Below are 25,074 nucleotides of genomic sequence, written 5' to 3' on the forward strand. Positions count from 1 at the left end.
GCAAACTAAAAACGCAGATGCCTTAATGAATATAAAGGGGGTGAAACTCATGGCAAAGAATAAGAAAAACCAATCAGATCATAAGAATAGTGCACTTCCTAAGGATACAGAATTTGCGGATGACAGAGAAAATGGTCTTGAAAGAGTCGCTTTAAAAGCCCAAAGAGACAACACCAAGTAAGGACATATGGGACAGTTAAACTGTCCCTATTTATCCCTGTCATTACGGCCAAAATGCATGTGGTATACTTTTCGTGGTTTAGTTTCATCTTCAATATTGCTGATAAATCGTTCTTTAACCTCCTCCATAAGCAGACTCGCAAGCTTTTCAAGCCTTTTTGGCCCGAATCCGGTCAATTTTTCAGAGATTATTACCTTGAATTCACCAGATTGCTTATACACTCGAATACTTCCATGCCCAGTTCTTTTTGTTTTTCCTGCAGTAAAATCAAATTCATACTTTTGCTCAATAAAGGAAGAAACCTCGGGAAGACCCAAATTCTCATATAATGGCGGAAATTGATGATGGACAGGAGGATCGGTGAACCGTATGGAATCTATGTTCATAACCCCTCTCCTCTCAATGTTTACAGTAATTATCTCCAATTAGGGGTGAATTCACGCGAACCTTTCCAATACTGAAATTGTTTTTGCCGGCATGGACTGATAAAATCCTTATATAAGAATGGAAACAAAGGAGTTTTTTTTATGATCAATAAAATTGGAAAAATCACAGTATACGTTGAGGACCAGGAACAGGCAAAGGATTTTTGGCTGAACAAAATGGGATTTGTTCTAAAGCTCGAGCAGCCTATGGGACAAAATGCTGCCTGGATTGAAGTTGGTCCAAGCAATGATGAATTTACAACTTTAGTTCTTTATTCTAAGGAAGCCATGAAACAGCAAAACCCTTCTGCAGTTGCCCACCCATCCATTCTTTTCAGCACATCTGATATTGAAGCTGCCTATGAACAAATGAAACAAAATGGCGTGGAAGTTGAAGATATGCTAAAAATGCCTTTTGGAACTATGTTTACGTTTAAAGACCAGGATGGAAATAACTACTTATTGAGAGAGGATAAGTAATCCTAAGAAGACCTGTCCTTCAAATGCGGAGTGGACAGGTCTTTTTCTCTTAGCCTTCAAATGCTTTCTTCAAAGTATTCAAATCAATTTTTTTCTCCATTTGGAGCAATGCCTTCATTACTCGCTGACATTTAGGATATTATCAGTGCAATAGTAGTTGTAATAACCAATAAGCGAGCGTCTAAATCTGTCCATGATTATATGAATATTCTTATTTCTATTCTTCTTCAGCCATTCTTTAGACTCTTTTAGTTTACCTTGGATTTTCTTCCTATTCGATTTCCGTTTCACCTGAAATTTCCCCTTTTTACTTTTCCCACAATAGTGTCTAAAGCCAAGGAAATCAAAGGTTGCTGGTTTACTATTTGATGCTAGACTAAAAAGTAGACACAGATTGATATAATAAAAATATCAACTATAACGAGGTGTGTCTTATGGCAAGAAATAATGGCAAACGGTACGATGAAGCATTTAAAATTGAAACAGTAAAGTACATCAGAGAAAACCAAAAGTCTGTAGCTCAAGTAGCTAGAGAGGTGGATGTGAACGAGAATACTTTACATGGCTGGGTGAAGAAATATGGCCAACAACCAGAGATTAAGGCTGTCCAATCGTTCTCTTCTGAAGAAGCTGAGTTTAGAGCTTTACAGAAGGAAATTCGTGATCTCAAGGAGGAGAATGAAATCTTAAAAAAGGCTATGTACTACTTCGCGAAAAGCCCTCGGTAAAAATATAAATTCATTCATGAAAATCGCTCCCAATTCCGAGTGGAGAAGATGTGCAGCGTTCTGGGGGTTTCCAAAAGTGGATACTTCAAATGGTTAAAGCGACCGAAAAGTGATAAGCAGAAGCAACATGAGAAATTATCACAAGAGATTCTACAGACCCACCTAGAATTCAATCAGCGTTACGGCAGTGTCAAAATCGCTAAAACGCTAAATAAACGTGGTGTGGAAGTTAGTGAGCGTACGGTTTCACGTATTATGACAAAGAGTCAATGGAGGTCCTGTACGGTCAATAAATTTAAGGCTACAACTAATTCTAAACATCAACATCCAGTAAGTGAAAATGTCCTAGATCGACAGTTTAAAGCAAGTAAACCAAACCAGTTATGGGTTGCGGATATCACATATATTCCGACCAATGAGGGCTGGTTGTATTTGGCAACTGTATTGGACCTTTATTCTCGTAAAATAATTGGTTGGGCTATGAACAAAACTATGACAAAGGAATTGGTTATCTCTGCTTTAAAAACGGCTTATAAACGTCAGAAACCTGGGAAAGGTGTTATACACCATTCATACCGCGGTGTTCAGTATGCCTCCTCTGAATATCAGAAACTATTATTTAAGTACAATATGATAAGCAGCATGAGCCGAAAAGGAAACTGTTACGATAACGCCTGTATCGAATCCTTTCACGGTATTCTTAAACGTGAGCTAGTGTATCAAACAATGTATAAAACAAGAGAGGACGCGAAGAAATCATTATTTGAGTACATTGAGTTTTTCTACAATTCCAAGCGGATCCATTCAACCCTGGGGTACAATACACCGAATGAATTTGAGCGAATGTATGGAAATTCGGCAGCATGATTTTCCTTCATAAAAAAGTTTAAATCGCTCTTTATTTAAACTTTTTTATGAAGGCCACCAAGCGAAAGCGCGGTAGAAAAATCTGTGTCTATTTTTTTGACGTAGTATCAGTATCCCCAAACTTCTTGTTATTTGGCTAGAACGTACAATTTTAAGTTTAATTGTTGTAACACCATTAGCCTATCTATTAATGTAAGCGTTCAATGTAATGACTTAATAGTCATAATGACTCCTCAAAATTTGTCCGGATTTCTGAATATTAATGAAAAAGGGCCAGTCTACTAAAGACTGGCCCTCATTTGATTCGATCTTTTGAAAACCACACCCCATCTTCCACGTATTGCCTTCCTACGTAATATCCGGATGCTGACTTCATCACTTTTAAAGGGATAATTCATTCATCTTTCAAGACAGGAACCTACAGTATGTAGGCGATAGCCATACAGTTCGTACAAGGCTCCATGTCAAGGGACATGGCCCAACCTGCTCTTTTGAGGTTTTTATTAACACTTTTCGCTTGTTATAATCAAACTAATAGAATAATTCGAGAGTTTCTCTATCAGATTTTTTCCCTAACAAACTGCCAATAATAAACGCAATTACCGAAGTAAGTATTGAAATTACTATTGGGCTAGTACCAAGTATTGTCACGCCTGTGGTACTCAAGATTAAAAACATTGCAACTCCGATAACGGATGAAAAAATTGCACCTGTTGCATTTGCCTTTTTCCAATAAAGTCCAAATATAATCGGGCAAAGAAATGCACATTCTAGCCCACCCATAGCAAACAAATTTATCCAAACAATTAATTCAGGAGGATTTAAGGTAAGAAAAACTGTGATTGCTCCAACTAAAACAGTAGAAAAGATGGTGAGTTTACCAATTTTCTCCTCAAATGCTGATCCTTTTTCTTCGGTTTCTCTGCTTACAAAATAATTCATATAAATATCTTTGACAATTGCAGCAGAAGCTAGTAGTAATAGGGATGATACTGTAGACATAATTGCGGAAAGTGGTGCTGCAATAAACAGTCCCGCGACTACTGGATTCATATACTTAAGTACAATCATTGGTATTACATAGTCTGTATTTTTGAATTCTGAAGGATCTAAAACAGCTGGTGCAAATACACCAACAATAGTCATGACTATCATCAAAGTTCCAACTACAACTGTTCCATAAATCATTGCCTGATGTAATGATTTTGTATCTTTAAAAGCCATTCCTCTAACCGCAGTCTGAGGTAGACCCAGTACTCCAATACCAACCAATACCCAAAAAGATAGTATATATGGCAATGGAGTATTACCATCAGAGGATAGCGAACTCCATGTAGGGTTGACAGTGTTTAAAGTCTCTATTAACGGTGTATATCCTCCTGCTACTTTTATTACAGTAAATAGAATCAAGAAACATCCTACCACCATTACAAATGCTTGTATTGTATCAGTGATTGCAACTGCATTAAACCCTCCTATTGAGGTGTATGCGATAACAATAATGGAAAATATAATCAAGCCCCATACATATGGTAATCCTGTAATGGTTTCAAGTAATATCGCCCCACCAATAAACTGAGACATCATCATTGCTATAAAGAATAGGACTATAGCAATTGATGAGATGATAACAACTGTAGGCGACTTATACCTGGATCGTAAATAGTCTGTAACTGTTACTGCATTTGTTTTTCTGGAAATCATGGCGAATTTTTTTCCAAGAATGCCCAGCACAATAAATGCTGTAGGTATTTGAATAACCGAAATATATACCCATACTAATCCTTTTGAGTATGCAATCCCTGGACCACCGATAAAGCTGGATGCACTTGCAAATGTCGCGACCAACGTCATTGCCAGAACTATCCCTCCCATTGATCTTCCACCTACAAAATAATTGTTGATAAATCCTTTCCCAGCTTGTGCCTTAGCTTGTCTTTTACTTGAAACTATCCCAATTATAAGGGTTAGAACCATATATATAATTAATACAGAAAGGATAATCAGGCTATATGATGTCACTTTGCCTCTCCTCCTTTTCTTCAAGTGTTTCTTCGAGATCAAAATCCTTAAAATAAAACTTTACTACAACTACGGTTGCAATACAGAAAAGTACAAAGCTTACAATACAACTTAGTATGAACCACATAGGAAATCCTAGAATATATATATACTCAGATGGATCTTTACTTCCCAAACCAACCCCCGTTACTAACCACCAGATAAAAAACACAATATACATGACTGTACATATAATGGCCTCTTTTTTTATCTGTTTTTCTCTTTCCTTTTTTGTAAATTTTAATGGCATTTATCATTTCCCCTCCCCTAAGTTTTGGATAAAGTAGTACATTATGGGTCCTATAGTCAATTGTAAATGGGTGGTTAAAGTCAGTCTGCTTTTTAATTAATAAACAGCTTTACTTTTTTATTGACTAATCACCTTAAGCCTTAATACTTTCTTCTCATCGAATATACTCAAAATCCCCGTCTATCATTGTCATTTCGACTTTAACTTCATTAAATCTTTCTTTTGAACAAGACAATATATCTCGGTCCAATACTATGATATCTGCTAATTTTCCAACTTCTATACTCTCTTTTATATCTTCTTCATAACTGGCGTATGCACTGTTACAGTGAATCGGATTATTGGGTGCTATCGCATCTAGTTCTTCTAATGTTGGATGCCTGCTTTCCAATAAAGACGTTGGTTCATACCCCAAAGCTGAGATCCATTCACCAGATTTTTGTTTTTTATCGCGGTTTCCAACAAATTCAGAATTTCTATTATACTTTTACTTCGAGAGAGGCCGATGTTTATGATAGCTGAATCAATAGAATCTCCTATGAGTCCATTTAAAATAGGACGGAAGTGAGAATCGATAATACCAGGCATTAATGTTTTTCCTTTTAAATCAAATACTTTTGTGTCTTTACTAATTATAGAATTCAACTCTCCTGTTGTACCTACATATACAATCTTATTTTTTTAATTCCAACCGCTTCTGCAATCCCATCATTATCATTCACTGTAAGAACCTAACCATTAATAAAAGCAATATCTACGTTAGACTTCGATAACTATCTAGCTCCGGCGCCTACCCCCTCTAGGTACAAGCCAATCCTCCCAGAAAGGCAAAGAACGCCTTTCCGTGAGGATCGTCTTGTGCTTGTCGGGGGTGGGCAAGGCGCTTGCGCTTTTAAAATGAGGGAGGGAATCTTGTGGAGGACAAATTAAAGACGTTTTATTTAACCACTCCAATTTATTATCCTAGCGGAAATTTACATATAGGACATGCCTATACAATTCTTTATCCCCTCTTATTTAAATCGTAATGTCCAAACTTTATTAGAAATAGGTTAAAATCCTGGGGTATTTAGTCTGCCTAATTTTTGTTCCCTTCGCCCTTGTCCGGTTAAAAACCTGGACTTCTAAATAAACATATTCCTTTGGAAGTCTTAACGCTGAATGAGAAATGATTCCTGTTTTTTAATAAGTATTGAATGTAGTTAATACCTACGTAAGGCTAGAGGCAGGAAGTTTCCTTTGCCTTTGTCATTCATCTACTTCAGCCCCTTTAGGCTCCCCAAATGCAGTTATCTTTCCATAGATACAACATGAACTTCTACAGTCATCCGGTTATTTATCATATTACTGATGAAAACAGTAATCATGGCATACATTCCGCAAAAAAGCCCTCGCACAGCAATTCCTTTAAACAATTCTGGGTTCAATTTTTTCTTCTTTCCTCTATTCTGTCTTGGATTGTAAACTTACGAGTAAGTAGACTTACGCTAATCATGATTAAACAGTTAAACATCACTGAAACAATACCAATGTTCAGATCTTGTAAGGCTTGTGGTAACGAGGGGAACAAGTTACCAATGGTAGCTTCACTTATCGTTAAATATGTAACTAATGCAAGTCCACGATTATACCGGCACATGCTCCATGATTATTCACAAAATTATTACTTTTCAGACTAAACAGAAGAGGTGGGAATAAGGTAATTTACTATGGGTCATCATTCACTTTTTAACTTTACATAGAGTAACAGGAATGATTGGTTAGTAAGTCTTACGCCTGGTAGTCCATCCCTGTCTTTCCTGCTATCGTCTCCTGGATCCTGTTTAAGGCGAGCGGCGTCGAGTCGCCGCCCGCGATACCACCATTAAATCGTCGTTAAAATCGATGCTACGTGGACATCAGGTCGCCGCCCACGGTTCCATTTTCCATTCAGGGCGCGCTCAATCTGGGCTCCGAGTTGAAGAAGCAACCCATCATCTCCTTGCCGTGTGAGCGCGTGTATTCCAAGCGGCAGCCCGTTCTCGAGCTCTGCCATCGGCAATGAGATGCCCGGAAGACCACAGAGGTTGGCGATTGGAGTATAAGCGAATATTCGCCATAGGTTCTCGAACCAGTCATAGACTGATGGATTACCGCTGATAGTCAGATACTCCGTCGTTCCAACCTTTGGCGTAGGCAGGGCCATCGTTGGGGTCAGGATGATATCCCAGTCACCAAAGAAGGTGCCTAGCCTACGGGAAGTATCGTTGAACACCGCTTGCATATTGGCGCGTTGCGTATAGGATGCGAAACGGCCCTCTTCCCAGACCCGAATGCACATCGGTTCAACAAGATCGGCTGGTGGCCGTTCCAAGCCTTTTTGCTCCAAGAGACCCGAAATCACTTGTGAAAAATTCATGATATAGCAATCGGTTTGCGCAGCGTAGGCGGCATGAAAGTCAATGTCTGGGGTTACCCACTCTACGTGATGTCCAAGTGTCTCTAGGAAGCTTGCCGCCCGCTCCAATTCAGCAACAATTTGCGGTGTAGCCCGGTAATCGCCCCACTGATGTGAAACGGCGATACGAAGTCTTCCTGGATCCCGGCGGATGAGCTCGGAGTAAGGCTGCGATGGCATCCAATATGGCATGAACTCGCCAGGTGCTCCACCTCTGCAACTATCCACAAAGGCAGCAGTGTCACGTATGGTGCGTGAGTTGCAGCCCTGAGCGGAGACCGAGCCCATCAAGTCCGAACCGTTGGGAGCTACCGAAAAGACGCCGCGGGACGGCTTTAGACCGATATTTCCGTTTACTCCCGCGGGAATTCGAATCGAACCGCCACCATCAGTCGCATGTGATATAGGAATGATGCCGGCTGCAACCGCAGCTGCCGTGCCCGCTGAAGAGCCGCAGGTTGTATAGTCAAGGTTCCACGGATTTCGTGTAACATAGACCGCTGGATTTTCGGCTGAACTGCAGAGCCCATACTCTGGCGTTGTCGTCCGTCCGATAATATTGAGACCGGCCTGGCGGATGCGCTTGGTCAGAAAGCTATCCGCTGCAGAACGATTTCCGCGCATCAGCAGAGAACCCATCTCCTGCAGGCGCCCTTTAAGAGTGGGCCCTATATCCTTCATCAGATATGGTACTCCCGCGAAAACCCCATCAGGATTCGTTCCGTCCTTCATGGGATCATTGACCGCATCATCAAAGACCTCAATAATGGCGTTAACCTCAGGATTTAGGGCGTCGATAGCGAGGGTAACCTGTTGAGCCACCTCCCCCGGGGTAATCTGCCCCTTACGTACCAATTCGGCGAGACCGATAGCATCAAGGTTAGCCCATTCATCCCAGTTCATCACTAATTTCACAAAGTTTCACTCCTTCATATTTGTTCGGATTGGATATTTATACAGTGTTTGAACCTAACTTCCTCATCAGCTTCTTTGCGTTTTTGCGCGCATAGAAGTTATCTTGTATTCCTGCCGGGCGATTGGGGTATTCCCTTTAAAACTTTACCGCCACATTCTTCACTTGTGTATAATTCCGAAGTGCCTCTAGCCCTTTTTCCCGTCCAAAGCCGCTTTTTTTGTATCCGCCGAATGGCTGGGCGATGCCTCCCCCTGCCCCGTAGTGGTTGATGAATACTTGGCCGCATTGGAGCTGGCTGGCAACACGATGAGCACGGCTTCCATTTTCAGTCCATACGCCTGCAACGAGTCCGTACGGTGTTCCATTGGCGATTTCGATTGCTTCTTCTTCTGTTTCGAAGGTAGTTACTGTCAATACAGGACCGAAGATTTCCTCCTGTGCAAGGTGATGGCTTGCAGGAACATTATCCAAGATGGTTGGCTGAAGGAAGTAGCCTGATTCACATCCCTCTACTGACTCACGCTCTCCGCCTGTCGCAATCCTAATTCCGTCTTGCTTTGCCAGATTAATAAAACTTTGGATGCGCTCAAATTGCTTTTTCGATAGCACCGGACCTAGATCATGATTATCAATTCCAGGACCAATCGAGAGTTTTTCCATCAAGGCTGCAAGCTTGTCCACAAATGCTTCCTTAATTGACTTTTCAATTACCAAGCGGGATCCTGCAGAACAAGTCTGACCCGCATTTTGCACGATAGACTTAAGAACCCACTCAAGCGCCTGCTCCTCATGACAATCAGCAAAGACGATATTCGGCGATTTGCCTCCAAGTTCAAGCGTAACAGGAACAACATTTTGTGCAGCGGACTCCATCACTCTTTTTCCAGTTTCTACTGAACCTGTAAAAGTAATATGGTTAATATCAGGATGAGACGAAAGCGCAGCACCGGCTTCATATCCGTACCCTGTGACAACATTCAGAATCCCCTTCGGCAGCCCTAATGGCTCCATTAATTCAACAAGTTTTAGTGTCGTTAAAGGTGTATCCTCTGCAGGCTTCAGGACAGTTGCGTTTCCAGTTGCAATAGATACGGCAATGCTTCTTGCTGCGATTTGAAGCGGGTAATTCCATGGGATAATATGGCCAACAATCCCAATGGGTTCGCGAACTGTGTAATCAATAATTCCCGGTTCTACTGGAATCGTTTCTCCAAGAATTTTATCTGCGACACCTGCGTAATATTCAAAATATCGTGCAGCAATCTCTACATCCACAGCAGACTGAGCCAGTGGCTTTCCGACATCTAACGTCTCTAACTTTGCTAATTCTTCTTTATTTTCGCGGATGATTTCCGCAGCCTGATAAAGCAATTTGCCGCGACTAAACGGATTAAACGTTTTCCACTCATTTGAAAGAAATGCTTTTTTCGCTGCTTTTACAGCAAGGTCAATTTCTTCTTTATCCCCTCTTGGCACAATAGCTAAAACAGAGCCGTCCCCTGGATTCTTCACTTCTATCAATCTCTCTTTTTCAGGAATCTTCCATTCTCCGCCTATGTAACATCCTTGAACTTGCACATCGACCGCCTTCACTGTTAAATCCCCCTTCCGCCATCTACATTAATAATAGAACCTGTTACAATGGCTGCTTCCTTCGAACACAGATACACTAGAGAATTGGCAATATCATTCGGATTAATTAATCTTCCCAATGGAACACTATTTTTGAAAACAGTATCCTTCGTGGCTTCAATATCCACATCCTTCGCTGTAAATTGCCCAAGCATATTCGTATCTGCCGGACCTGGATTGACCACATTTACCCGGATTCCATACTCGGCTAATTCAATGGCCAATGCTTGCGAAAAAGAAACGGCGGCTCCTTTTGAAGCAATATAAGCATTCAAACCTGGACGAGGTCTCACCATGGATATAGAAGCGATATTTACAATCACTCCTTTCCCTTGTTTCTTCATATAAGGAACAGCTGCACGGCATGTTAAAAATGGAGCTGTTGCGTTTACACTCATAATTTTCTCCCAATCTGCCAAGCTCACTTCTTCAATCGGTGTTGCCGGCTGTGCAATGCCTGCAATATTAACAAGTCCGTCAATACGATCAAATTTCTCAAATGCTGCTGAAAAAACGTTCGCAACATCCTCTTCCTTTGTTAAATCTGCAGCAATTGGCAGGAGACGATCACTTTCCTCTACACCATCCACATTTAGGTCAACAGCTGCAACGAAAGCTCCTTCCTCTAAAAATCGTTTCACGGTTTCTTTTCCCATACCGCCCTCGGCACCCGTAACAACAACTACTTCATTTTCTAATCTCATTTTTATCGTCCTTCTTTCACTAATAATAATTGTTGAATAGCATCTCGTATTGCTGATCCCATCTCGCTTGTCGTTGCATTGCCGCCCAAGTCAGGTGTTTGTACTTCTTTTTGTACAAGAACTTGTTCAATCGATTCCATTATGACGGCAGCTAAATCCTTTCTCCCTAAATGTTCAAGCATTAGTGCCGCCGACCAGATTTGTGCAATCGGATTGGCAATGCCTTTGCCGGCAATGTCAGGTGCTGAACCATGGACAGGTTCAAACATGGAAGGGAATTCCCCTTCAGGATTTAAGTTTGCAGATGGAGACAGCCCAAGCCCTCCTACAACAGCAGAGCCTAAGTCACTTAAAATATCCCCAAACAAATTGGAAGCAACAACAACTTCAAATTCCTCTGGTTTTGAAACGAAATAGGCTGCCAGTGCATCAATATAATAGCTTTGCAGATTAATAGCTTGGAATTTTTGTCCAACCTCACGGACTGCCTCATCCCATAGTTTCATTGAATGGATGATCGCATTGGATTTTGTGGCGCTAGTGACCGTCCCTTTTCCATGCTTTTTAGCATATTCAAAAGCAAATCTTGCAGCTTTTTCCGTACCAGTTCGCGTAATAATAGTATTTTGAACAGCAATTTCCTGATCTAGACCCTGATACAATCTTCCGCCGCTATTGGAATATTCACCTTCAGCGTTTTCACGGACAATAACAAAATCAATATCTTCATCTGTGAATCTGCAAGAAACTCCCTTTAATAATTTAACTGGCCTTAAATTAATGTACTGCTTAAATTTTTTCCGAATAGGCATGATCAGCTCCCATACAGTCACATCATCAGGCACCCGCTTATCGCCAATTGCTCCGAATAAAATCGCATCGTATTCTTTTAATGTATCCAAGGCGTCTTCTGGCATCATTTTTCCATGCCTAAGGTAATACTCGCTACTCCAATCAAATGTATCAAATTCGATTTTTAATGAAGGATCCAGCTTTTTGAGCAGCTCCAGTACCTTAACAGCTTCCTTCATTACTTCCGGTCCGATTCCATCTCCAGGTAAAACAGCAATCCGATGACTTGTCATAACTTCACTCCTTTTCATAATTGATAAACTTATACACTCACTATTAACTTTTGATAACTTCCTTCAATACATTTAACCAATTTCGTTACCAATTTATAGAATGGGGTTTGGATTGAATATATAGAAGTTTCGAACAGGATGCGCGGTCAGCCTTTATAGTTATTTTACTAATCTATATTTTCTGAATTTCTTTTTTATCTTATCATGAAAACGCTTAATTCTCATTGGACAAAAAATATAATAAATTAGAAAATAATACGACATAATGTTAAAATATTCAGATATCTAGGGGGTTCTATGCTATGCTAGTGCTGTAAAATTTCACTGATTGTATAATTAAGATTATTTATGCGGGTAACACTATTTGTCTTTCTAATGATTGGCTTACCTTTTAGTAGCGGAATTAAAATTTCAAATCAGAAACATTAAGGCTCATTTTGGAATGAAGCGGGGGCTTATGGGGATGAAAAAAGAAGTCAAACTATCTGTAGATGAGATATTAAAACAGAAAAGTTTCCAAACTGCAAAAATTGTTGCTGGAAAAAAAGGAGTAACAAGAACTGTAAAATGGGTTCATGTTATGGAAATTACTAATGTAAGTAATCTATTAAACGGAAATGAATTAATACTAACAACTGGTATAGGCTGGAAAGATATCGAAGGATCATTGCTTTCACTTGTAAAGCAGTTAATTGAATGTCAGGTATCTGGACTTTGTGTGGAGTTAGGTGAATATGTGAGTGAAATTTCAAGCGATTTAATCAAATTGGCTGATCGTTTCAATTTCCCGATTATTGTTTTTAATAGAGAAGTAAGGTTTGTTGATATCACTGAAGAAATTCATACATTAATTATTAAAAGAAATTATCAAATGGTAACGGATTTAGAGGAGTATTCACGAAAACTAAATGAAGTTTTGCTTGAAGCAGACCCTAAAATGGCGGTTTTGAATATGTTGCAAAAACAATTACAACTGCCCGTCATTTACTTATCAAATGATGGTCACGATAGTATTGTTTCCAACAAATCAGAAAAGGAAAATCACAGCCTCCTTCGATTAGTTAAAGAAAGCAGTTTAGGGAAAAAGGAATTTATCACACGGCAAAAAATTAATGTATTGAATCAGGATTATGCCGAGTTAATCATTATAGATAAAGCGGATTCGGTAACAGAGTTTGAAAAATTGCTCCTAGACAGAACAGTAACAGCGCTTGCTCAAATAATTTTACGTGAATTATGGACAGAAGAAAGAAGAAAGGCAAAGCAAACGGATTGGATCCAAAAATGGCTGAACGGAGAACACAATGAAGAACAAATAAAGAGATACCTTGAAGAGATTACGCCTGGTATAAAGCTGGAAAGAGCGATTGTAGTTCTCATCAAGGTCGATCTTGATCCTGATGATTCAAACATAACTTATTTAAAACTATTTTTACGTAATATTTTTCAAAATCAGGGATTCCACCTATTACCTGCCATGATGGAAAATTCTCTTGTATTAATTTTGATAGATAATGGGAGTCAAAGTAATTATAAACAAAGAGTTGGTATTGCAATCGAAAGGATAATAAAAACAAAATATTTAACCAAACATTCTTATCCTCACTTACAAATTAGTGTTGGTAAACCCGTTCACCATTTAACGGAAATAAAAAAAAGCTACGAACTTGCAAAAGAGGCCTCTATTATCAGGGAAAAGGTACGAAATGAAAAAACTAGCTATTTTTATGAAGATTTACATATATACAGAATCATTAATGCTGCCTATGATCAAGGAATTTTATATGAATTTGTGTCTGATTATTTAAAGCCTGTAATAATATTTGATCGCCAAAATAACACAAAGCTTATGAATACATTAAGGTTATATTTAAAATTCAATGGTTCAAAAAAAGAAACAGCGAAGCATCTTTTTATTGTGAGGCAAACACTTTATCACCGGCTTGAAAAGTTATATGAGCTAATAGGAGAGGACTTTATGGAACCGCCAAAAAGACAAGCGTTTGAATTAGCGGTTGCGGCTTATGAGTATCTGGATGGTGCTAAGCAAACACCTAAAGAAAAAGACTAGCTGTAAGAAAAAACATCGGATTTTTTCTGAACGTAACGTATTCCTACAAAAATATTTTACATTCTGTCTAATGAAAACGATTTATTCCGTTAATATAATTAGATTAGTAAATTTTCATAATATTCGGATCAAGAGGAGGCAGAATTATGGTTGTAACTAATGAAGTAAAGACACTAAAAAATTTTATTGGCGGTCAATGGACGTTATCAGAAAGTATGAATGTAAGTGAAATCCCAAATCCAGCTACAGGTGAAATTATTGCAAAATTGCCAATCTCCACACGTGAAGATGTTAATCATGCGGTCGCGGTTGCAAATAAAGCATTCCAAACTTGGAAAAAGGTACCAGTTCCTCAACGTGCGCGGATACTCTTTCGTTATCAGCAATTACTGGTTGAAAACTGGGATGAGCTGGCAAGACTAGTTACACTTGAAAATGGTAAGAGTTACAAAGAAGCATATGGAGAGGTGCAGCGCGGAATTGAATGTGTTGAATTCGCTGCCGGTGCCCCTACACTAATGATGGGCGATCAACTTCCTGATATTGCAACTGGTATTGAGTCCGGTATGTACCGTTACCCAATTGGAGTGGTTGGCGGCATTACTCCATTTAACTTCCCAATGATGGTGCCTTGTTGGATGTACCCACTAGCCATCGCTTGCGGAAATACCTTTGTGTTAAAACCGTCTGAACGCACCCCGATTCTGGCCAATCGCTTAGCTGAGTTGTTTAAAGAAGCTGGTCTTCCGGATGGGGTCCTAAATATTGTTCATGGTGGCCATGATGTTGTAAATGGCATCCTTGAACATGAGGATGTAAAAGCTGTTTCTTTTGTTGGTTCACAGCCTGTTGCAGAATATATTTACAAAACAGCTGCAGCGAATGGAAAGAGAGTACAGGCATTGGCTGGAGCGAAAAACCACTCGATTGTTATGCCGGATGCTGACCTGAATAATGCAGTTACCAATATCATTGGAGCTGCCTTTGGATCAGCCGGTGAACGCTGTATGGCTGCATCTGTTATAGTAGCCGTTGGAGAGATAGCGGACGAGTTAGTTAACCGACTAAAACAAAAAGCTGATGAAATTAAAATAGGAAATGGGCTGGATGAAGATGTATTCCTTGGCCCAGTTATTCGTCAAGAACATAAGGAACGGACCATTCAATATATTGAGATCGGGGAAAATGAAGGAGCCCTCCTTGTCCGTGATGGGAGAGAAGAAGGAGAACAGGAAGATGGCTATTTCGTGGGCCCAACCATCTTTGACCATGTGACAACAGATATGAAAATCTGGAAAGATGAGATATTCGCCCCTGTATTGTCAATTGTCCGTGCAGAAACCCTTGAAGAGGCAATTATGATTACAAACCAATCCGAGTTTGCTAACGGTGCATGTCTATATACAGACAGCGCGAGTGTAATTCGCACATTCCGTGAAGAAATTGATGCAGGTATGCTCGGTATAAATTTAGGTGTACCGGCTCCAATGGCATTCTTCCCATTCTCAGGTTATAAAAATTCATTTTACGGTGACCTTCACGCCAACGGCCGCGATGGGGTAGAATTTTATACCCGTAAAAAAATGTTGACCGCTCGTTATTAATAAACAATTATAATGAAATGAGGAAATAAGAATGCTAGCTACGGAACAAGGTAAAGATCTGCAGAAAAAGGATGAGCGTTATATCTGGCACGCAATGAGAGGTTCTGCTCCTGTTTCAGGAAACCTAATTATTAAAGAAGCAAAAGGTGCCTGGGTAGTAGACATTGAAGGGAACAAGTATTTGGATGGATTATCTGGCCTCTGGTGTGTAAATGCCGGTTATGGCAGAAAGGAACTGGCAGAAGCTGCTTATGAGCAGCTTCTAAAAATGCCATACTTTCCAATGGCTCAAAGCCATATTCCTGCCATTAAGTTGGCTGAAAAACTTAACGAATGGCTTGGCGATGACTACGTATTATTTTTCTCAAATAGTGGGTCTGAAGCAAATGAAACAGCATTTAAAATTGCGCGTCAGTACCATCAGCAGAAAGGAGACCATGGACGGTATAAATTCATTTCCCGCTATCGTGCTTATCACGGAAATTCAATGGGAGCTCTTGCAGCAACAGGTCAAGCTGAAAGGAAATATAAATATGAGCCACTAGCTCCGGGCTTTATCCATGTGAACCCACCAGATGTATATCGAAATCCGATTGATGAGCATACCCTTGAAAGCGCTCAGGAAGTTGACAAGGTAATGACATGGGAATTAAGCCAGACTGTAGCAGCCATGATTATGGAGCCAATTATTACAGGGGGCGGTTGCTTAATTCCTCCTCAGAACTATATGAAAAAGGTTAAAGAGATTTGCGAAAAACACGGCGCCCTTCTAATTTGCGACGAAGTAATTTGTGGATTTGGGCGAACAGGTAAACCATTTGGTTTTATGCATTATGATGTAAAGCCGGATATTATTACGATGGCTAAAGGGATCACAAGTGCCTACCTGCCACTTTCTGCTACAGCGGTTAAAAGAGAGATTTATGAGGCTTACAGCGGCAATGAACAATATGATCGCCTCCGCCATGTAAATACATTCGGAGGTAACCCAGCGGCTTGTGCGCTTGCATTAAAGAACCTAGAAATTTTTGAGGATGAAAAACTAATTGAACGCTCACAGTTTTTGGGGGAACGATTATTAAAAGAACTTGAAGAAGTAAAAGATTTACCATTTGTAGGCGATGTTCGAGGAAAAGGACTTCTTATCGGCATTGAGTTGGTTGAGGATAAAGAATCGAAAAAACCGGCAAGTGTTGAAATCCTTAATAAAGTAATAAGTGCCTGCAAGGAGAGAAAACTAATTATTGGCAAAAATGGGGACACTGTTGCAGGCTACAATAACATCTTGCAACTTGCTCCTCCTCTAACTATTACTGAAGACGACTTCACCTTTATCGTCAAAACACTGAAAGAAAGCTTACGTTCTATTTAAATTAAAGCTATTTTAATAAATAGTTAGGGAGGTACATTATCGATATTTCGACTATGAGCCTCCCTTTTTTGTGTATAATAATATCCATGCACCAAATTCTTGATTAAAATCAGGGACGGTTGTCTATGAATCTTAAATCGACCTATTCAATCCACTTTTTGTAAAGCGCGTCGAATTTACCCTGTAGCTTCATTTCATCCATCCACATTTCCAGATAACTAGCATAAATGAAATCACCGCGCGGGATCATATAGCCCTTTTCACTGTTGGTGAAAGGCTTGTCAGTTAAAGCGGCATATAGTCTTTCATCTTTTCTGGCATATAGCATTGCTTCCACAGTGTCTGTGATCATAACATCATAAGTTCCATCCGCAACCAAACCTGGGATATCCAGGTTGTTTTGAACAACGGTTACGTTAGCATTACTCAGATATTGACGGACAAACGATTCATTTGTTCCACCTGGATTTACGCCAATACGCACGGAAGGTTTGTTGATATCTTCAATTGTAAGGTATTTATCTTTGTCTTCCGCACGTATCAAAGGTACCTTACCGAAAGAAATGTAACCTTGGGATACATAAGCGTTTTTTTGTCTGGCTGTATTTCGAGTTACGCCTCCGACAGCGATATCAAATTTATCTGCCTGCAGGTCTTTCAACATGTCAGGCCATGTAGTTGAAACAAACTGTACCTCCACGCCAAGATCTTTGCCAAGTTCTTTGGCAGCGTCTACGTCATAGCCTTCGTACTCATTTGTCTTAGGGTTCAAATATGTAAAAGGCTTGTAGTCCCCTGTCATACCTATCCGAATGTATCCTCTCTCGATAATTTCATCTAACTGCGTAGCCGCAGCGTTTTTCTGATAGCCTGGTGCATTTTTCGATGCGGATTCGGCCGATACGTTTGGTGTGGAAATCAAATCGTGACCGACATACCCAGTACCTACCAAGGATATACTGATAATTCCAGCCAATAAAACTTTCCTCCAATTCTTAAACACGTACTTCCCTCCATTTTTTATAGTTAGTTTTTTTTTATTCAATATCGTCTATTAACTTCCTAGAAATACGACAAAACAAATAGAATACCCTTCAAAAATCAAAAACTTAACCAAATATTACAATTTCATCAATTGGTCAGTGGTTTTTTTAATAAGTGATTTGTCTCCTATCAAAATAAAGGTTCTAAGTACACTGCCTTTAAAGATCAATGTCCAGATAGTCAAAATAATCCGTTCGCTAAAGTACACTCGGTTTTTTCAGAATCATGGCTGCTGATCATTTCGCTTAACTCTGCAGGTACAATTTGCCAGGATACCCCAAACTGATCCTTAAGCCAGCCGCAAGCCTGTGCCTTTACATCCCCGCCTTCAGAAAGCTTTTCCCAATAGTAGTCTATTTCTTCTTGATTCTCACAATTGACTATAAATGAAATTGCCTCGTTAAACCTGAATTTTGGCCCGCCATTAAGAGCAGTAAACTCCTGTCCTTCCAGCTGAAATTTCACAGTCATAACCTTTCCCTCTGTCATGCCGCTAAGTTCGTGCCTTTCATTTCCATAGCGGGTTATCTTGCTGATAGCTGAGTTCTTAAAAATAGAAGTATAAAAGTTTGCTGCCTCTTCGGCTTCTGTATTGAACCATAGGTTTGGTGTGATTTTTTGGATTTTATGCTTCATGCCATCAACTCCTGTTTAGATGCTCTTCACCTTCATTTTAGCTTAATTTTGAGTTTGATATTTAAAGTAATTACTATTTGCCTAATAGTCAATAAAGCCTGTCACTCTTAGCGACAGGCATAACTCATTATCCCAGGAAACGATGATACAGATTCTTCGCCCCGATAATGTCTCTTACCCCGTGAATCAGCACTCTTCCATCCTTAAATACAACCACTCTGGCCTGATCGATCGAAAATGAGAGCAAATAAGGATTGCTCTCTACATTGATACCTTGAGAGACCAGGGATTTTTCCAGATAAGCAACATCCATATCTTGAAGGACTGAAGGCCGGATTTGAACGGTATCCCTCCCGCAAAGCAGGGCTGTTTTTGTCTGATTTCTGTAGTCCAGGAAGGGATAAACTGGATCAGTCCCGCACGATAAGCACTGCGGATTCTTTAATGTAGAAACATTAACAGAACTAAAATGATTTTTCCATACATCAAAAGAAACAAGTGTCCCGCGTAAGGATTCAAAGCCTTCTGCCAATATCTTTAATGCTTCAGCAGACTGGTGAGCCGCAGCCATTTGAATAGCAGGCTGAATAACACCAGCCGTATCGCAGGTAATTCCCCCCAATGGCAATTTGTCCATCAGGCAATTCAGGCACGGTGTCACCCCAGGCAAGATGGTATAGCTTAAACCATAGCTCCCCACACAGCCTCCATATATCCAGGGAATCCAGTGCTTTTGAGATATATCATTGATCAGAAAGCGAATGTCAAAATTATCTGTTGAGTCAATGATTAAATCAACACCCTTAACCAGCTCTTCAATTTCCTGTACTCCTACATCCATAACCCGGGGGATAACTTGCACCTCAGAATTGATGACTTTTAGGCGGTTAGCCGCCGCTATCGCCTTTGGCACTTTTCGTGCAGCATCCTCTTCACAATAAAGCTGCTGGCGCTGCAGGTTGCTCCACTCCACATAATCCCGGTCGGCAATGGTTAATTTGCCGACACCTGCCCTTGTGAGGGTTTCTGCATTCGCAGCCCCTAATGCACCAGCCCCTACAATCAAAGCGTGTTTTTCCCTCAGCTTTTTCTGTCCCTCTTTGCCAATCGGAGGAAATAACATCTGGCGGGAGTATCGCTCATTCAACTAAAAATCATTCCTTCCGCCGGGCTGCTTGCTGACGCATAACGTTTTTGGGGCATCCGGCCTGCTTCATAGCCCAGCCTCCCTGCTTCAATGGCGAGTTTCATTGCTTTTGCCATTTTAACAGGATCATCGGCAGAGGAGACAGCCGTATTTAATAACACTCCATCTGCTCCCAGCCCCATTGCCAATGCCGCATCTGCCGGGCTTCCAATTCCAGCATCCACAATAATCGGCACAGTTGCCTGCTCTGTAATAAATTGAAGATTAATAGGATTAATGATTCCCTGCCCTGAACCAATTGGAGAAGCACATGGCATGACCGCATGGCAGCCTAGTTCTTCAAGTTTTCGAGCAAGGACGACATCATCAGAAGTGTAGGGCAGAACAATAAAACCCTCGTCTAATAGAATCTCCGCTGCTTTTATTGTTTCTATTGGATCAGGAAGAAGCGTTTTGCTGCATCCAATAACCTCAACTTTAATCATGTCGCAGAGCCCGGAAGCTTTGGATAACCTTGCTATTCGGACAGCCTCCTCAGCTGTACTTGCTCCTGCCGTATTAGGGAGTAATTTATATTTCTTTAAATCCAGCTTTTCCAAAAAGTTGGGCTGGCCCGCTTCAAAAATGTTCATACGGCGTACAGCAAAGGTAAGCACCTCTGTTGCCGAAGCTTCTACAGCTTCCCTTTGCACATCAAAGCTTGGATATTTCCCTGTTCCCAGCAGCAGCCTGGAGTTAAATTCATAAGGTCCAATTTTCAACAAATCATCCGCCTCCTACAAAGTGTACAATTTCGATTCGATCCCCATCTGTCAGAATGGTTTCAGCATGCGTGGATTTATCCAAAATATGCTGGTTTAGTTCAACAATGACTACCTTTTGCTCCAAATTGAAATGCTCGAGCAGAAGGGAAACGCGATTAACTGTGTCCGGAAGCTCCATAGCATCTCCGTTAATGACAACTTTCATAAAAGCACCCCATTTGACGTATGGACTAAAGATTCAAGGCGGGAAAGCTCAAACGGATTTGGCTGCTCCGTTTTTCCTTCGAGGATGTCTGCCATCAGTACGCCTGTTGCCGGGGCAAGGAGGATTCCATTCCGAAAATGGCCGGCCGCAATATATAACCCTCTATAAACAGGATGTTCTCCTAAAAAAGGCTGGCCATCAGCCGATTGCGGACGAATTCCTGTCCAGGCCCGCTCCCATTCAGCCTTCGCTATATCCGGAACAAGGTTTTGCGCCTTTTCCATCAGCGTGGATATCCCCTCAAGGGTCACCTTCTCATCAAATGAATTGACCTTAACGATCGCTCCAACTACTAATCTCCCAGATTGCTTCGGAACGATATAGCATCCATGTGAAAAGATCGTCCCTTGTACAAGCGGTTTTTCAGGTATCACCGAGAAGCACTCGCCTTTAACCGGAATAATGGGCAGCGAAAGGCCCGCTCTTTCAAGAACCTCCCTGCTCCAGGCCCCGGAAGCCACGATAACGGATTCTGCCAGGAATTCTCCCTGGCTGGTTTTGACCCCATGAACCTTTTCATCTTTTAAAATAAAATCTGATACGTGTGTATACTCATAAATTTCTGCACCGAGGGCCATTGAAGCTTTTGCAAAGGCAAGGGACAATTCATATGCCTGAACCTGTCCGTCATTCGGTATATACATGGCACCCAGCAATTTGTTTGATACGGATGGCTCACGTTTAATCAGGTCATCAATCGAAAACCATTCGGCCTGCTCACCCGCTTTTTGCTGGCTTTCTATCAATCTTTTTAATGTCTGCTCCTCCTCTTTATTAGCCGCCACTTTATATACACCCTTATTTTGATAGCCAATATGCACTTGTGATAAATCTTCCAGTTCAGGAATCAGGATCCGGTACATGGAGCGGCTTTTGCATGCCAGCTGAAATAGCGGGCCGTCTTCTGCCAGTTCCGTTTGGGCTCCTAAAATTCCAGCTGCCGCTCCGGAAGCCTTGCCGGCTATTTTACCCTTATCCAAAACGGCCACTTTATACCCTCTTTTAGCCAATTGAAAAGCAATGGAGCTTCCGTTAATGCCACCGCCAACTATAACGGCGTCATAAATTTTCCTCATTTTTCCCCCTCCTCATTTAACTTTTTTGAAAAGAGCTTCGCTGCCTCTGCAGGGTCCTTTGCCTGCAAAATCCCTGACATTACAGCAATGCCATCTGCCCCCGCCTCCAAGACCTCAGGGACTTTCTCTGGTTTAATGCCTCCAATTGCCATTACCGGAATTTCTACTGCCTTTTTAAGAGCCTCCAGTGACCCAGTGCCCCTTGGCGGGATTCCCTTCTTGGAGTCGGTTTCAAATATGTGCCCAAACAGGATATAATCAGCCCCCTGTTTTGCAGCCTCTTCTGCTTCTTCAGGAGAATGTACGGAACATCCGATGGGCATATCTAGAAAATGCGTTTTGACAACACGGACTGGAAGGCTGTGAAAAGCAAGATGGACACCTGTTTTACATGCCCATGCAACATCCACCCGATCATTTATAACAATTTTATGAATGGGGATTCCCTCATTACAAAGCAGCTTAACTCCTTCATATAGCTCCCTTGAGGTTCGATGCTTTTCCCTCAAGTGGAACCTGTCTGCAAAGGGTTCCACTTCACCTGCTATCTCAGCAAAAGCCTCTAGAGATAGCTTTCCATCTGATATAACATGCAGCTGTTTCCTCATAGCGATAACTCCCCTGTTTTTTTATGCTTTTAGCAAATTAAAAACCACCTTCTAAATAGAAAGTGGCTGTACGGGGCTTATGAATATAGCCCCGATACTCCACTTCCCTACGCTGGTATGCCAGATCAGGTTCCAAGGGTTTTAAAGCTTTTGCTTTAATCTCAGCCTGCAAACGGCACCCCCAGCAGATATAATTACTATTAAATTACTAAAATACTATTTTTACTGATAAATACTTCCCCCGGTTTTTTTAAATTCCTCAGCTTTTTCTTCCAAGCCCTTCTGTATCGCTTCGTCCGTGTCAAGCTTATTCTCTTTTGCATAATTCCGGATATCCTGCGAAATTCTCATGCTGCAGAATTTTGGCCCGCACATGGAACAGAAGTGAGCTGTTTTAGCCCCTTCAGCCGGCAATGTCTCATCATGGTATTCCAATGCGCGTTCAGGATCAAGCGACAGATTGAATTGATCCCTCCAGCGGAATTCAAACCGGGCTTTTGACAGGGCATCATCTCTTTTTTGTGCTCCCGGGTGGCCCTTTGCCAGATCTGCAGCATGCGCTGCAATTTTATAAGTAATGACACCCTCGCGTACATCATCTCTATTTGGCAAACCCAAATGTTCTTTAGGAGTAACATAGCAAAGCATTGCCGTACCATACCAGCCTATCATGGCAGCCCCGATTGCAGAGGTAATGTGGTCATATCCTGGAGCTATATCTGTTGTTAGGGGCCCAAGTGTATAAAATGGCGCTTCCTTGCAGATCTCCAATTGTTTATCCATATTCTCTTTAATTAAATGCATTGGAACATGGCCAGGTCCCTCCACCATTACCTGTACATCGTGTTCCCATGCAATTTTCGTCAACTCCCCAAGTGTCTCGAGCTCTGCAAATTGAGCCTCGTCATTGGCATCTGCAATCGATCCCGGGCGCAGCCCATCCCCGAGTGAGAAGGCCACATCATAGGCTTTCATGATCTCGCAGATTTCTTCAAAATGTGTATATAAAAAGTTTTCTTTATGATGATGCAAACACCATTGGGCCATAATGGATCCGCCCCTCGATACAATTCCGGTTAAGCGTTTTGCCGACAGCGGAACATACCTCAAAAGGACACCTGCATGAATGGTAAAGTAGTCAACCCCCTGCTCAGCTTGTTCGATTAAGGTATCTCTGTAAACTTCCCACGTAAGATCCTCGGCAATGCCATTAACCTTTTCAAGTGCCTGATAAATGGGAACGGTGCCGACCGGAACGGCAGAGTTCCTGATAATCCATTCACGTGTGGTATGAATATTTTTGCCTGTAGATAGATCCATGATCGTGTCTGCTCCCCATCGAGTAGCCCAGGTCATTTTTTCTACCTCTTCCTCAATAGAGGATGAAACAGCAGAATTTCCAATGTTCGCATTAATTTTTACGTGGAAATTCCTTCCGATGATCATCGGCTCTGTCTCAGGATGATTGATATTGGAAGGAATGATTGCCCGCCCTCTTGCTACTTCAGACCGCACAAATTCCGGATCCATATTTTCCCGAATGGCTATATACTCCATCTCAGGAGTAATGATCCCCTTTTTTGCATAGTGAAGCTGGGTAACATTCTTTCCTTTTTTTGCTCTCAATGGCTTGCGGGATAAGCCAGGAAAAACTTTATGATTAGCACGCGGATCATGTTCATCGCGGTACCCATTATCCTCGGGCTTTATTTTCCGCCCATCATACTCTTCAACATCCCCGCGTTCATGAATCCACCGGCTTCTCAGAGCAGGAAGCCCTTTTTTTAGATCTGCCGTATATTGAGGATCCGTATAAGGTCCGCTCGTATCATATACTCGAACCGGCTCATTGATTTCCTCTCCAAAAGTTCCGGAAGTGGGACTTAACTCTATCTCACGCATTGGAACCTTTATATCAGGCCTGGATCCCTCCACATAGACTTTTTTGCTGCCAGTAAAGCACGACATAATGGAAATGCTCTTTTGATTTAATGAACTTGCCGTCATTGATCATCTCTCCCTTATAAAAATATAAGGACGAGACCTGGAACCAAGGAAGTGCCAGATATGTAAAAAAGCCGGTCCACATAAAGATGGACCGGCTTAACCGAAGATGTCTTTGCACAAAGAAATTTTTGCACATTCTAACTTCCCCACGCTGGTATGATCCAGATCAGGTCCAAAGAGTCAAGAAACTTTAGCGCGTTTCTTTCTCAGCCCAAGCTATTGGGCACCCCTAGTTATTGCTATTAAATTCAATTTTAGTATACAGAATTGCGGAAACAAATGAAAGGAATTATTTCAGAATTCTGTCAGATGAAAAATTTTGCCTTTATTCTGCTCCTTACCCCGTTTTCCTTAATTCAATTTTTTTACTTCTGAATGAATATCAAAAACGCCTGTCAGCGGCAGACGTTTTCCGTGAATTATGCGGGTTAGTTCCCGTCAGACTCCTCATCATTCATATCCATATCACTTTCATCCATACTCTCTTCATCTTGTGGTGATTCTTCATTCATGCCGGGCTCCTCCATATCAGATTCTTCTGATGTGCCAGGATCCTGCATTTCATTATCTTCATTATTGTTTTCTTCCATCTGATTATCTTCCAATTCCACATCTTCCGTTTCCGGCGGCGGATCCTGTTCATCCGTTCCGCATCCTGCCAACAATAATCCTGCACTCAATGGAACTGATAGCCATAGCTTCTTATAATTCATG

Annotated in this window: 22 protein-coding genes, 1 pseudogene and 2 riboswitches; of the genes and pseudogenes, 6 read left to right on the plus strand and 17 right to left on the minus strand. The window is 41.2% G+C overall.

Translation table 11 applies throughout. The annotated features are described in order from the left end of the window. Positions 1-49 precede the first annotated feature (49 nt). Positions 50-181, plus strand: a complete 132-nt coding sequence (locus NR125_RS07680; protein WP_256814931.1) for a hypothetical protein — start codon at positions 50-52, stop codon at positions 179-181. A gap of 26 nt (positions 182-207) precedes the next feature. On the opposite strand, the gene NR125_RS07685 is transcribed toward NR125_RS07680, so the two are convergent. Further along, positions 208-567: a hypothetical protein gene (locus NR125_RS07685; protein ID WP_009335507.1), complete on the minus strand. Its 360-nt coding sequence runs from the start codon at positions 565-567 to the stop codon at positions 208-210. A gap of 141 nt (positions 568-708) precedes the next feature. On the opposite strand from NR125_RS07685, the gene NR125_RS07690 reads away from it, so the two are divergent. Further along, entirely contained in the window at positions 709-1,086 is a 378-nt protein-coding gene (locus NR125_RS07690) for a VOC family protein (RefSeq protein WP_009335508.1), read from the plus strand. Positions 1,087-1,520: 434 nt separating this feature from the next. Beyond that, positions 1,521-2,681 (plus strand): annotated as a pseudogene (locus NR125_RS07695) (IS3 family transposase). Positions 2,682-3,212: 531 nt separating this feature from the next. Here the strand turns inward: NR125_RS07695 and panF are convergent. From panF to NR125_RS07730, 7 genes are all read right to left on the minus strand, one after another. Next, a complete protein-coding gene (gene panF, locus NR125_RS07700; protein WP_083805730.1) occupies positions 3,213-4,703 on the minus strand; it encodes a sodium/pantothenate symporter in 1,491 nt (496 codons plus the stop codon). Then, positions 4,690-4,992, minus strand: coding sequence for a YhdT family protein (locus NR125_RS07705; protein ID WP_009335512.1), 303 nt, complete (start codon positions 4,990-4,992; stop codon positions 4,690-4,692). Before NR125_RS07705 ends, panF begins: the two co-directional genes overlap by 14 nt. Positions 4,993-5,146: 154 nt before the next feature. After that, entirely contained in the window at positions 5,147-5,383 is a 237-nt protein-coding gene (locus NR125_RS07710; RefSeq protein WP_226280805.1) for an amidohydrolase family protein, read from the minus strand. A 1,473-nt stretch (positions 5,384-6,856) separates the two neighbouring features. Next, complete coding sequence (locus NR125_RS07715; protein ID WP_009335513.1) at positions 6,857-8,344, minus strand: amidase; 1,488 nt, start codon at positions 8,342-8,344, stop codon at positions 6,857-6,859. 136 nt (positions 8,345-8,480) lie between these two features. Further along, positions 8,481-9,938, minus strand: coding sequence for an aldehyde dehydrogenase family protein (locus tag NR125_RS07720; RefSeq protein ID WP_009335514.1), 1,458 nt, complete (start codon positions 9,936-9,938; stop codon positions 8,481-8,483). Positions 9,939-9,940: 2 nt separating this feature from the next. Continuing rightward, positions 9,941-10,681 carry an SDR family NAD(P)-dependent oxidoreductase gene (locus tag NR125_RS07725; protein WP_009335515.1) on the minus strand — a complete coding sequence of 247 codons (741 nt, stop codon included), beginning with the start codon at positions 10,679-10,681 and terminating at the stop codon, positions 9,941-9,943. Between the two features lie 2 nt (positions 10,682-10,683). Further along, the gene (locus NR125_RS07730) at positions 10,684-11,766 is read right to left on the minus strand and encodes a tartrate dehydrogenase (protein WP_009335516.1); all 1,083 of its coding nucleotides are present in this window, start codon (positions 11,764-11,766) and stop codon (positions 10,684-10,686) included. Positions 11,767-12,229: 463 nt separating this feature from the next. Between NR125_RS07730 and NR125_RS07735 the strand changes: the two genes are divergently transcribed. The 3 genes from NR125_RS07735 to NR125_RS07745 all read left to right on the plus strand — a co-directional run bounded on the left by NR125_RS07735 (position 12,230) and on the right by NR125_RS07745 (position 16,813). After that, the gene (locus NR125_RS07735) at positions 12,230-13,837 is read left to right on the plus strand and encodes a PucR family transcriptional regulator (protein ID WP_034297465.1); all 1,608 of its coding nucleotides are present in this window, start codon (positions 12,230-12,232) and stop codon (positions 13,835-13,837) included. Between the two features lie 146 nt (positions 13,838-13,983). Then, the gene (locus tag NR125_RS07740) at positions 13,984-15,441 is read left to right on the plus strand and encodes a CoA-acylating methylmalonate-semialdehyde dehydrogenase (protein ID WP_009335518.1); all 1,458 of its coding nucleotides are present in this window, start codon (positions 13,984-13,986) and stop codon (positions 15,439-15,441) included. 31 nt (positions 15,442-15,472) lie between these two features. Further along, positions 15,473-16,813 carry an aspartate aminotransferase family protein gene (locus NR125_RS07745; protein ID WP_256814943.1) on the plus strand — a complete coding sequence of 447 codons (1,341 nt, stop codon included), beginning with the start codon at positions 15,473-15,475 and terminating at the stop codon, positions 16,811-16,813. A gap of 142 nt (positions 16,814-16,955) precedes the next feature. On the opposite strand, the gene NR125_RS07750 is transcribed toward NR125_RS07745, so the two are convergent. The 9 genes from NR125_RS07750 to NR125_RS07790 all read right to left on the minus strand — a co-directional run bounded on the left by NR125_RS07750 (position 16,956) and on the right by NR125_RS07790 (position 25,073). Further along, the gene (locus NR125_RS07750) at positions 16,956-17,816 is read right to left on the minus strand and encodes a transporter substrate-binding domain-containing protein (protein ID WP_034297468.1); all 861 of its coding nucleotides are present in this window, start codon (positions 17,814-17,816) and stop codon (positions 16,956-16,958) included. A 221-nt stretch (positions 17,817-18,037) separates the two neighbouring features. Next, complete coding sequence (locus tag NR125_RS07755) at positions 18,038-18,493, minus strand: VOC family protein (protein WP_009335521.1); 456 nt, start codon at positions 18,491-18,493, stop codon at positions 18,038-18,040. A gap of 127 nt (positions 18,494-18,620) precedes the next feature. Further along, positions 18,621-19,640 carry a MoeB/ThiF family adenylyltransferase gene (locus NR125_RS07760; protein ID WP_034297471.1) on the minus strand — a complete coding sequence of 340 codons (1,020 nt, stop codon included), beginning with the start codon at positions 19,638-19,640 and terminating at the stop codon, positions 18,621-18,623. Continuing rightward, the gene (locus NR125_RS07765) at positions 19,637-20,404 is read right to left on the minus strand and encodes a thiazole synthase (protein ID WP_009335523.1); all 768 of its coding nucleotides are present in this window, start codon (positions 20,402-20,404) and stop codon (positions 19,637-19,639) included. The genes NR125_RS07760 and NR125_RS07765 overlap by 4 nt, the downstream gene beginning before the upstream one ends. A gap of 1 nt (position 20,405) precedes the next feature. Then, the gene (thiS, locus tag NR125_RS07770) at positions 20,406-20,609 is read right to left on the minus strand and encodes a sulfur carrier protein ThiS (RefSeq protein WP_009335524.1); all 204 of its coding nucleotides are present in this window, start codon (positions 20,607-20,609) and stop codon (positions 20,406-20,408) included. Then, a complete protein-coding gene (gene thiO / locus NR125_RS07775; RefSeq protein WP_256814947.1) occupies positions 20,606-21,745 on the minus strand; it encodes a glycine oxidase ThiO in 1,140 nt (379 codons plus the stop codon). The genes thiS and thiO overlap by 4 nt, the downstream gene beginning before the upstream one ends. Continuing rightward, positions 21,742-22,353: a thiazole tautomerase TenI gene (tenI, locus tag NR125_RS07780; RefSeq protein ID WP_009335526.1), complete on the minus strand. Its 612-nt coding sequence runs from the start codon at positions 22,351-22,353 to the stop codon at positions 21,742-21,744. Before tenI ends, thiO begins: the two co-directional genes overlap by 4 nt. Before the next feature lie 87 nt (positions 22,354-22,440). After that, positions 22,441-22,546, minus strand: a riboswitch (TPP riboswitch). Between the two features lie 29 nt (positions 22,547-22,575). Then, positions 22,576-24,360, minus strand: a complete 1,785-nt coding sequence (gene thiC, locus NR125_RS07785; RefSeq protein ID WP_009335527.1) for a phosphomethylpyrimidine synthase ThiC — start codon at positions 24,358-24,360, stop codon at positions 22,576-22,578. A 126-nt stretch (positions 24,361-24,486) separates the two neighbouring features. Next, positions 24,487-24,601: riboswitch (TPP riboswitch) on the minus strand. 187 nt (positions 24,602-24,788) lie between these two features. After that, positions 24,789-25,073 (minus strand): hypothetical protein, encoded by a 285-nt coding sequence (locus NR125_RS07790; RefSeq protein ID WP_009335528.1) that lies wholly within the window; start codon positions 25,071-25,073, stop codon positions 24,789-24,791. Position 25,074 lies beyond the last annotated feature (1 nt).

The sequence above is a fragment of the Cytobacillus sp. Bac17 genome (assembly GCF_024519925.1).
In the GTDB taxonomy this organism is placed as follows: Bacteria; Bacillota; Bacilli; order Bacillales; family Cytobacillaceae; genus Cytobacillus; species Cytobacillus pseudoceanisediminis.

Coding starts and splice junctions, on each gene's coding strand:
- NR125_RS07680 (WP_256814931.1), top strand. CDS start 50: ATGGCAAAGAATAAGAAAAACCAATCAGATCATAAGAATAGTGCACTT.
- NR125_RS07685 (WP_009335507.1), bottom strand. CDS start 567: ATGAACATAGATTCCATACGGTTCACCGATCCTCCTGTCCATCATCAA.
- NR125_RS07690 (WP_009335508.1), top strand. CDS start 709: ATGATCAATAAAATTGGAAAAATCACAGTATACGTTGAGGACCAGGAA.
- NR125_RS07705 (WP_009335512.1), bottom strand. CDS start 4,992: ATGCCATTAAAATTTACAAAAAAGGAAAGAGAAAAACAGATAAAAAAA.
- NR125_RS07725 (WP_009335515.1), bottom strand. CDS start 10,681: ATGAGATTAGAAAATGAAGTAGTTGTTGTTACGGGTGCCGAGGGCGGT.
- NR125_RS07730 (WP_009335516.1), bottom strand. CDS start 11,766: ATGACAAGTCATCGGATTGCTGTTTTACCTGGAGATGGAATCGGACCG.
- NR125_RS07735 (WP_034297465.1), top strand. CDS start 12,230: ATGAAAAAAGAAGTCAAACTATCTGTAGATGAGATATTAAAACAGAAA.
- NR125_RS07740 (WP_009335518.1), top strand. CDS start 13,984: ATGGTTGTAACTAATGAAGTAAAGACACTAAAAAATTTTATTGGCGGT.
- NR125_RS07745 (WP_256814943.1), top strand. CDS start 15,473: ATGCTAGCTACGGAACAAGGTAAAGATCTGCAGAAAAAGGATGAGCGT.
- NR125_RS07755 (WP_009335521.1), bottom strand. CDS start 18,493: ATGAAGCATAAAATCCAAAAAATCACACCAAACCTATGGTTCAATACA.
- thiS (WP_009335524.1), bottom strand. CDS start 20,609: ATGAAAGTTGTCATTAACGGAGATGCTATGGAGCTTCCGGACACAGTT.
- thiO (WP_256814947.1), bottom strand. CDS start 21,745: ATGAGGAAAATTTATGACGCCGTTATAGTTGGCGGTGGCATTAACGGA.
- tenI (WP_009335526.1), bottom strand. CDS start 22,353: ATGAGGAAACAGCTGCATGTTATATCAGATGGAAAGCTATCTCTAGAG.
- thiC (WP_009335527.1), bottom strand. CDS start 24,360: ATGACGGCAAGTTCATTAAATCAAAAGAGCATTTCCATTATGTCGTGC.
- NR125_RS07790 (WP_009335528.1), bottom strand. CDS start 25,073: ATGAATTATAAGAAGCTATGGCTATCAGTTCCATTGAGTGCAGGATTA.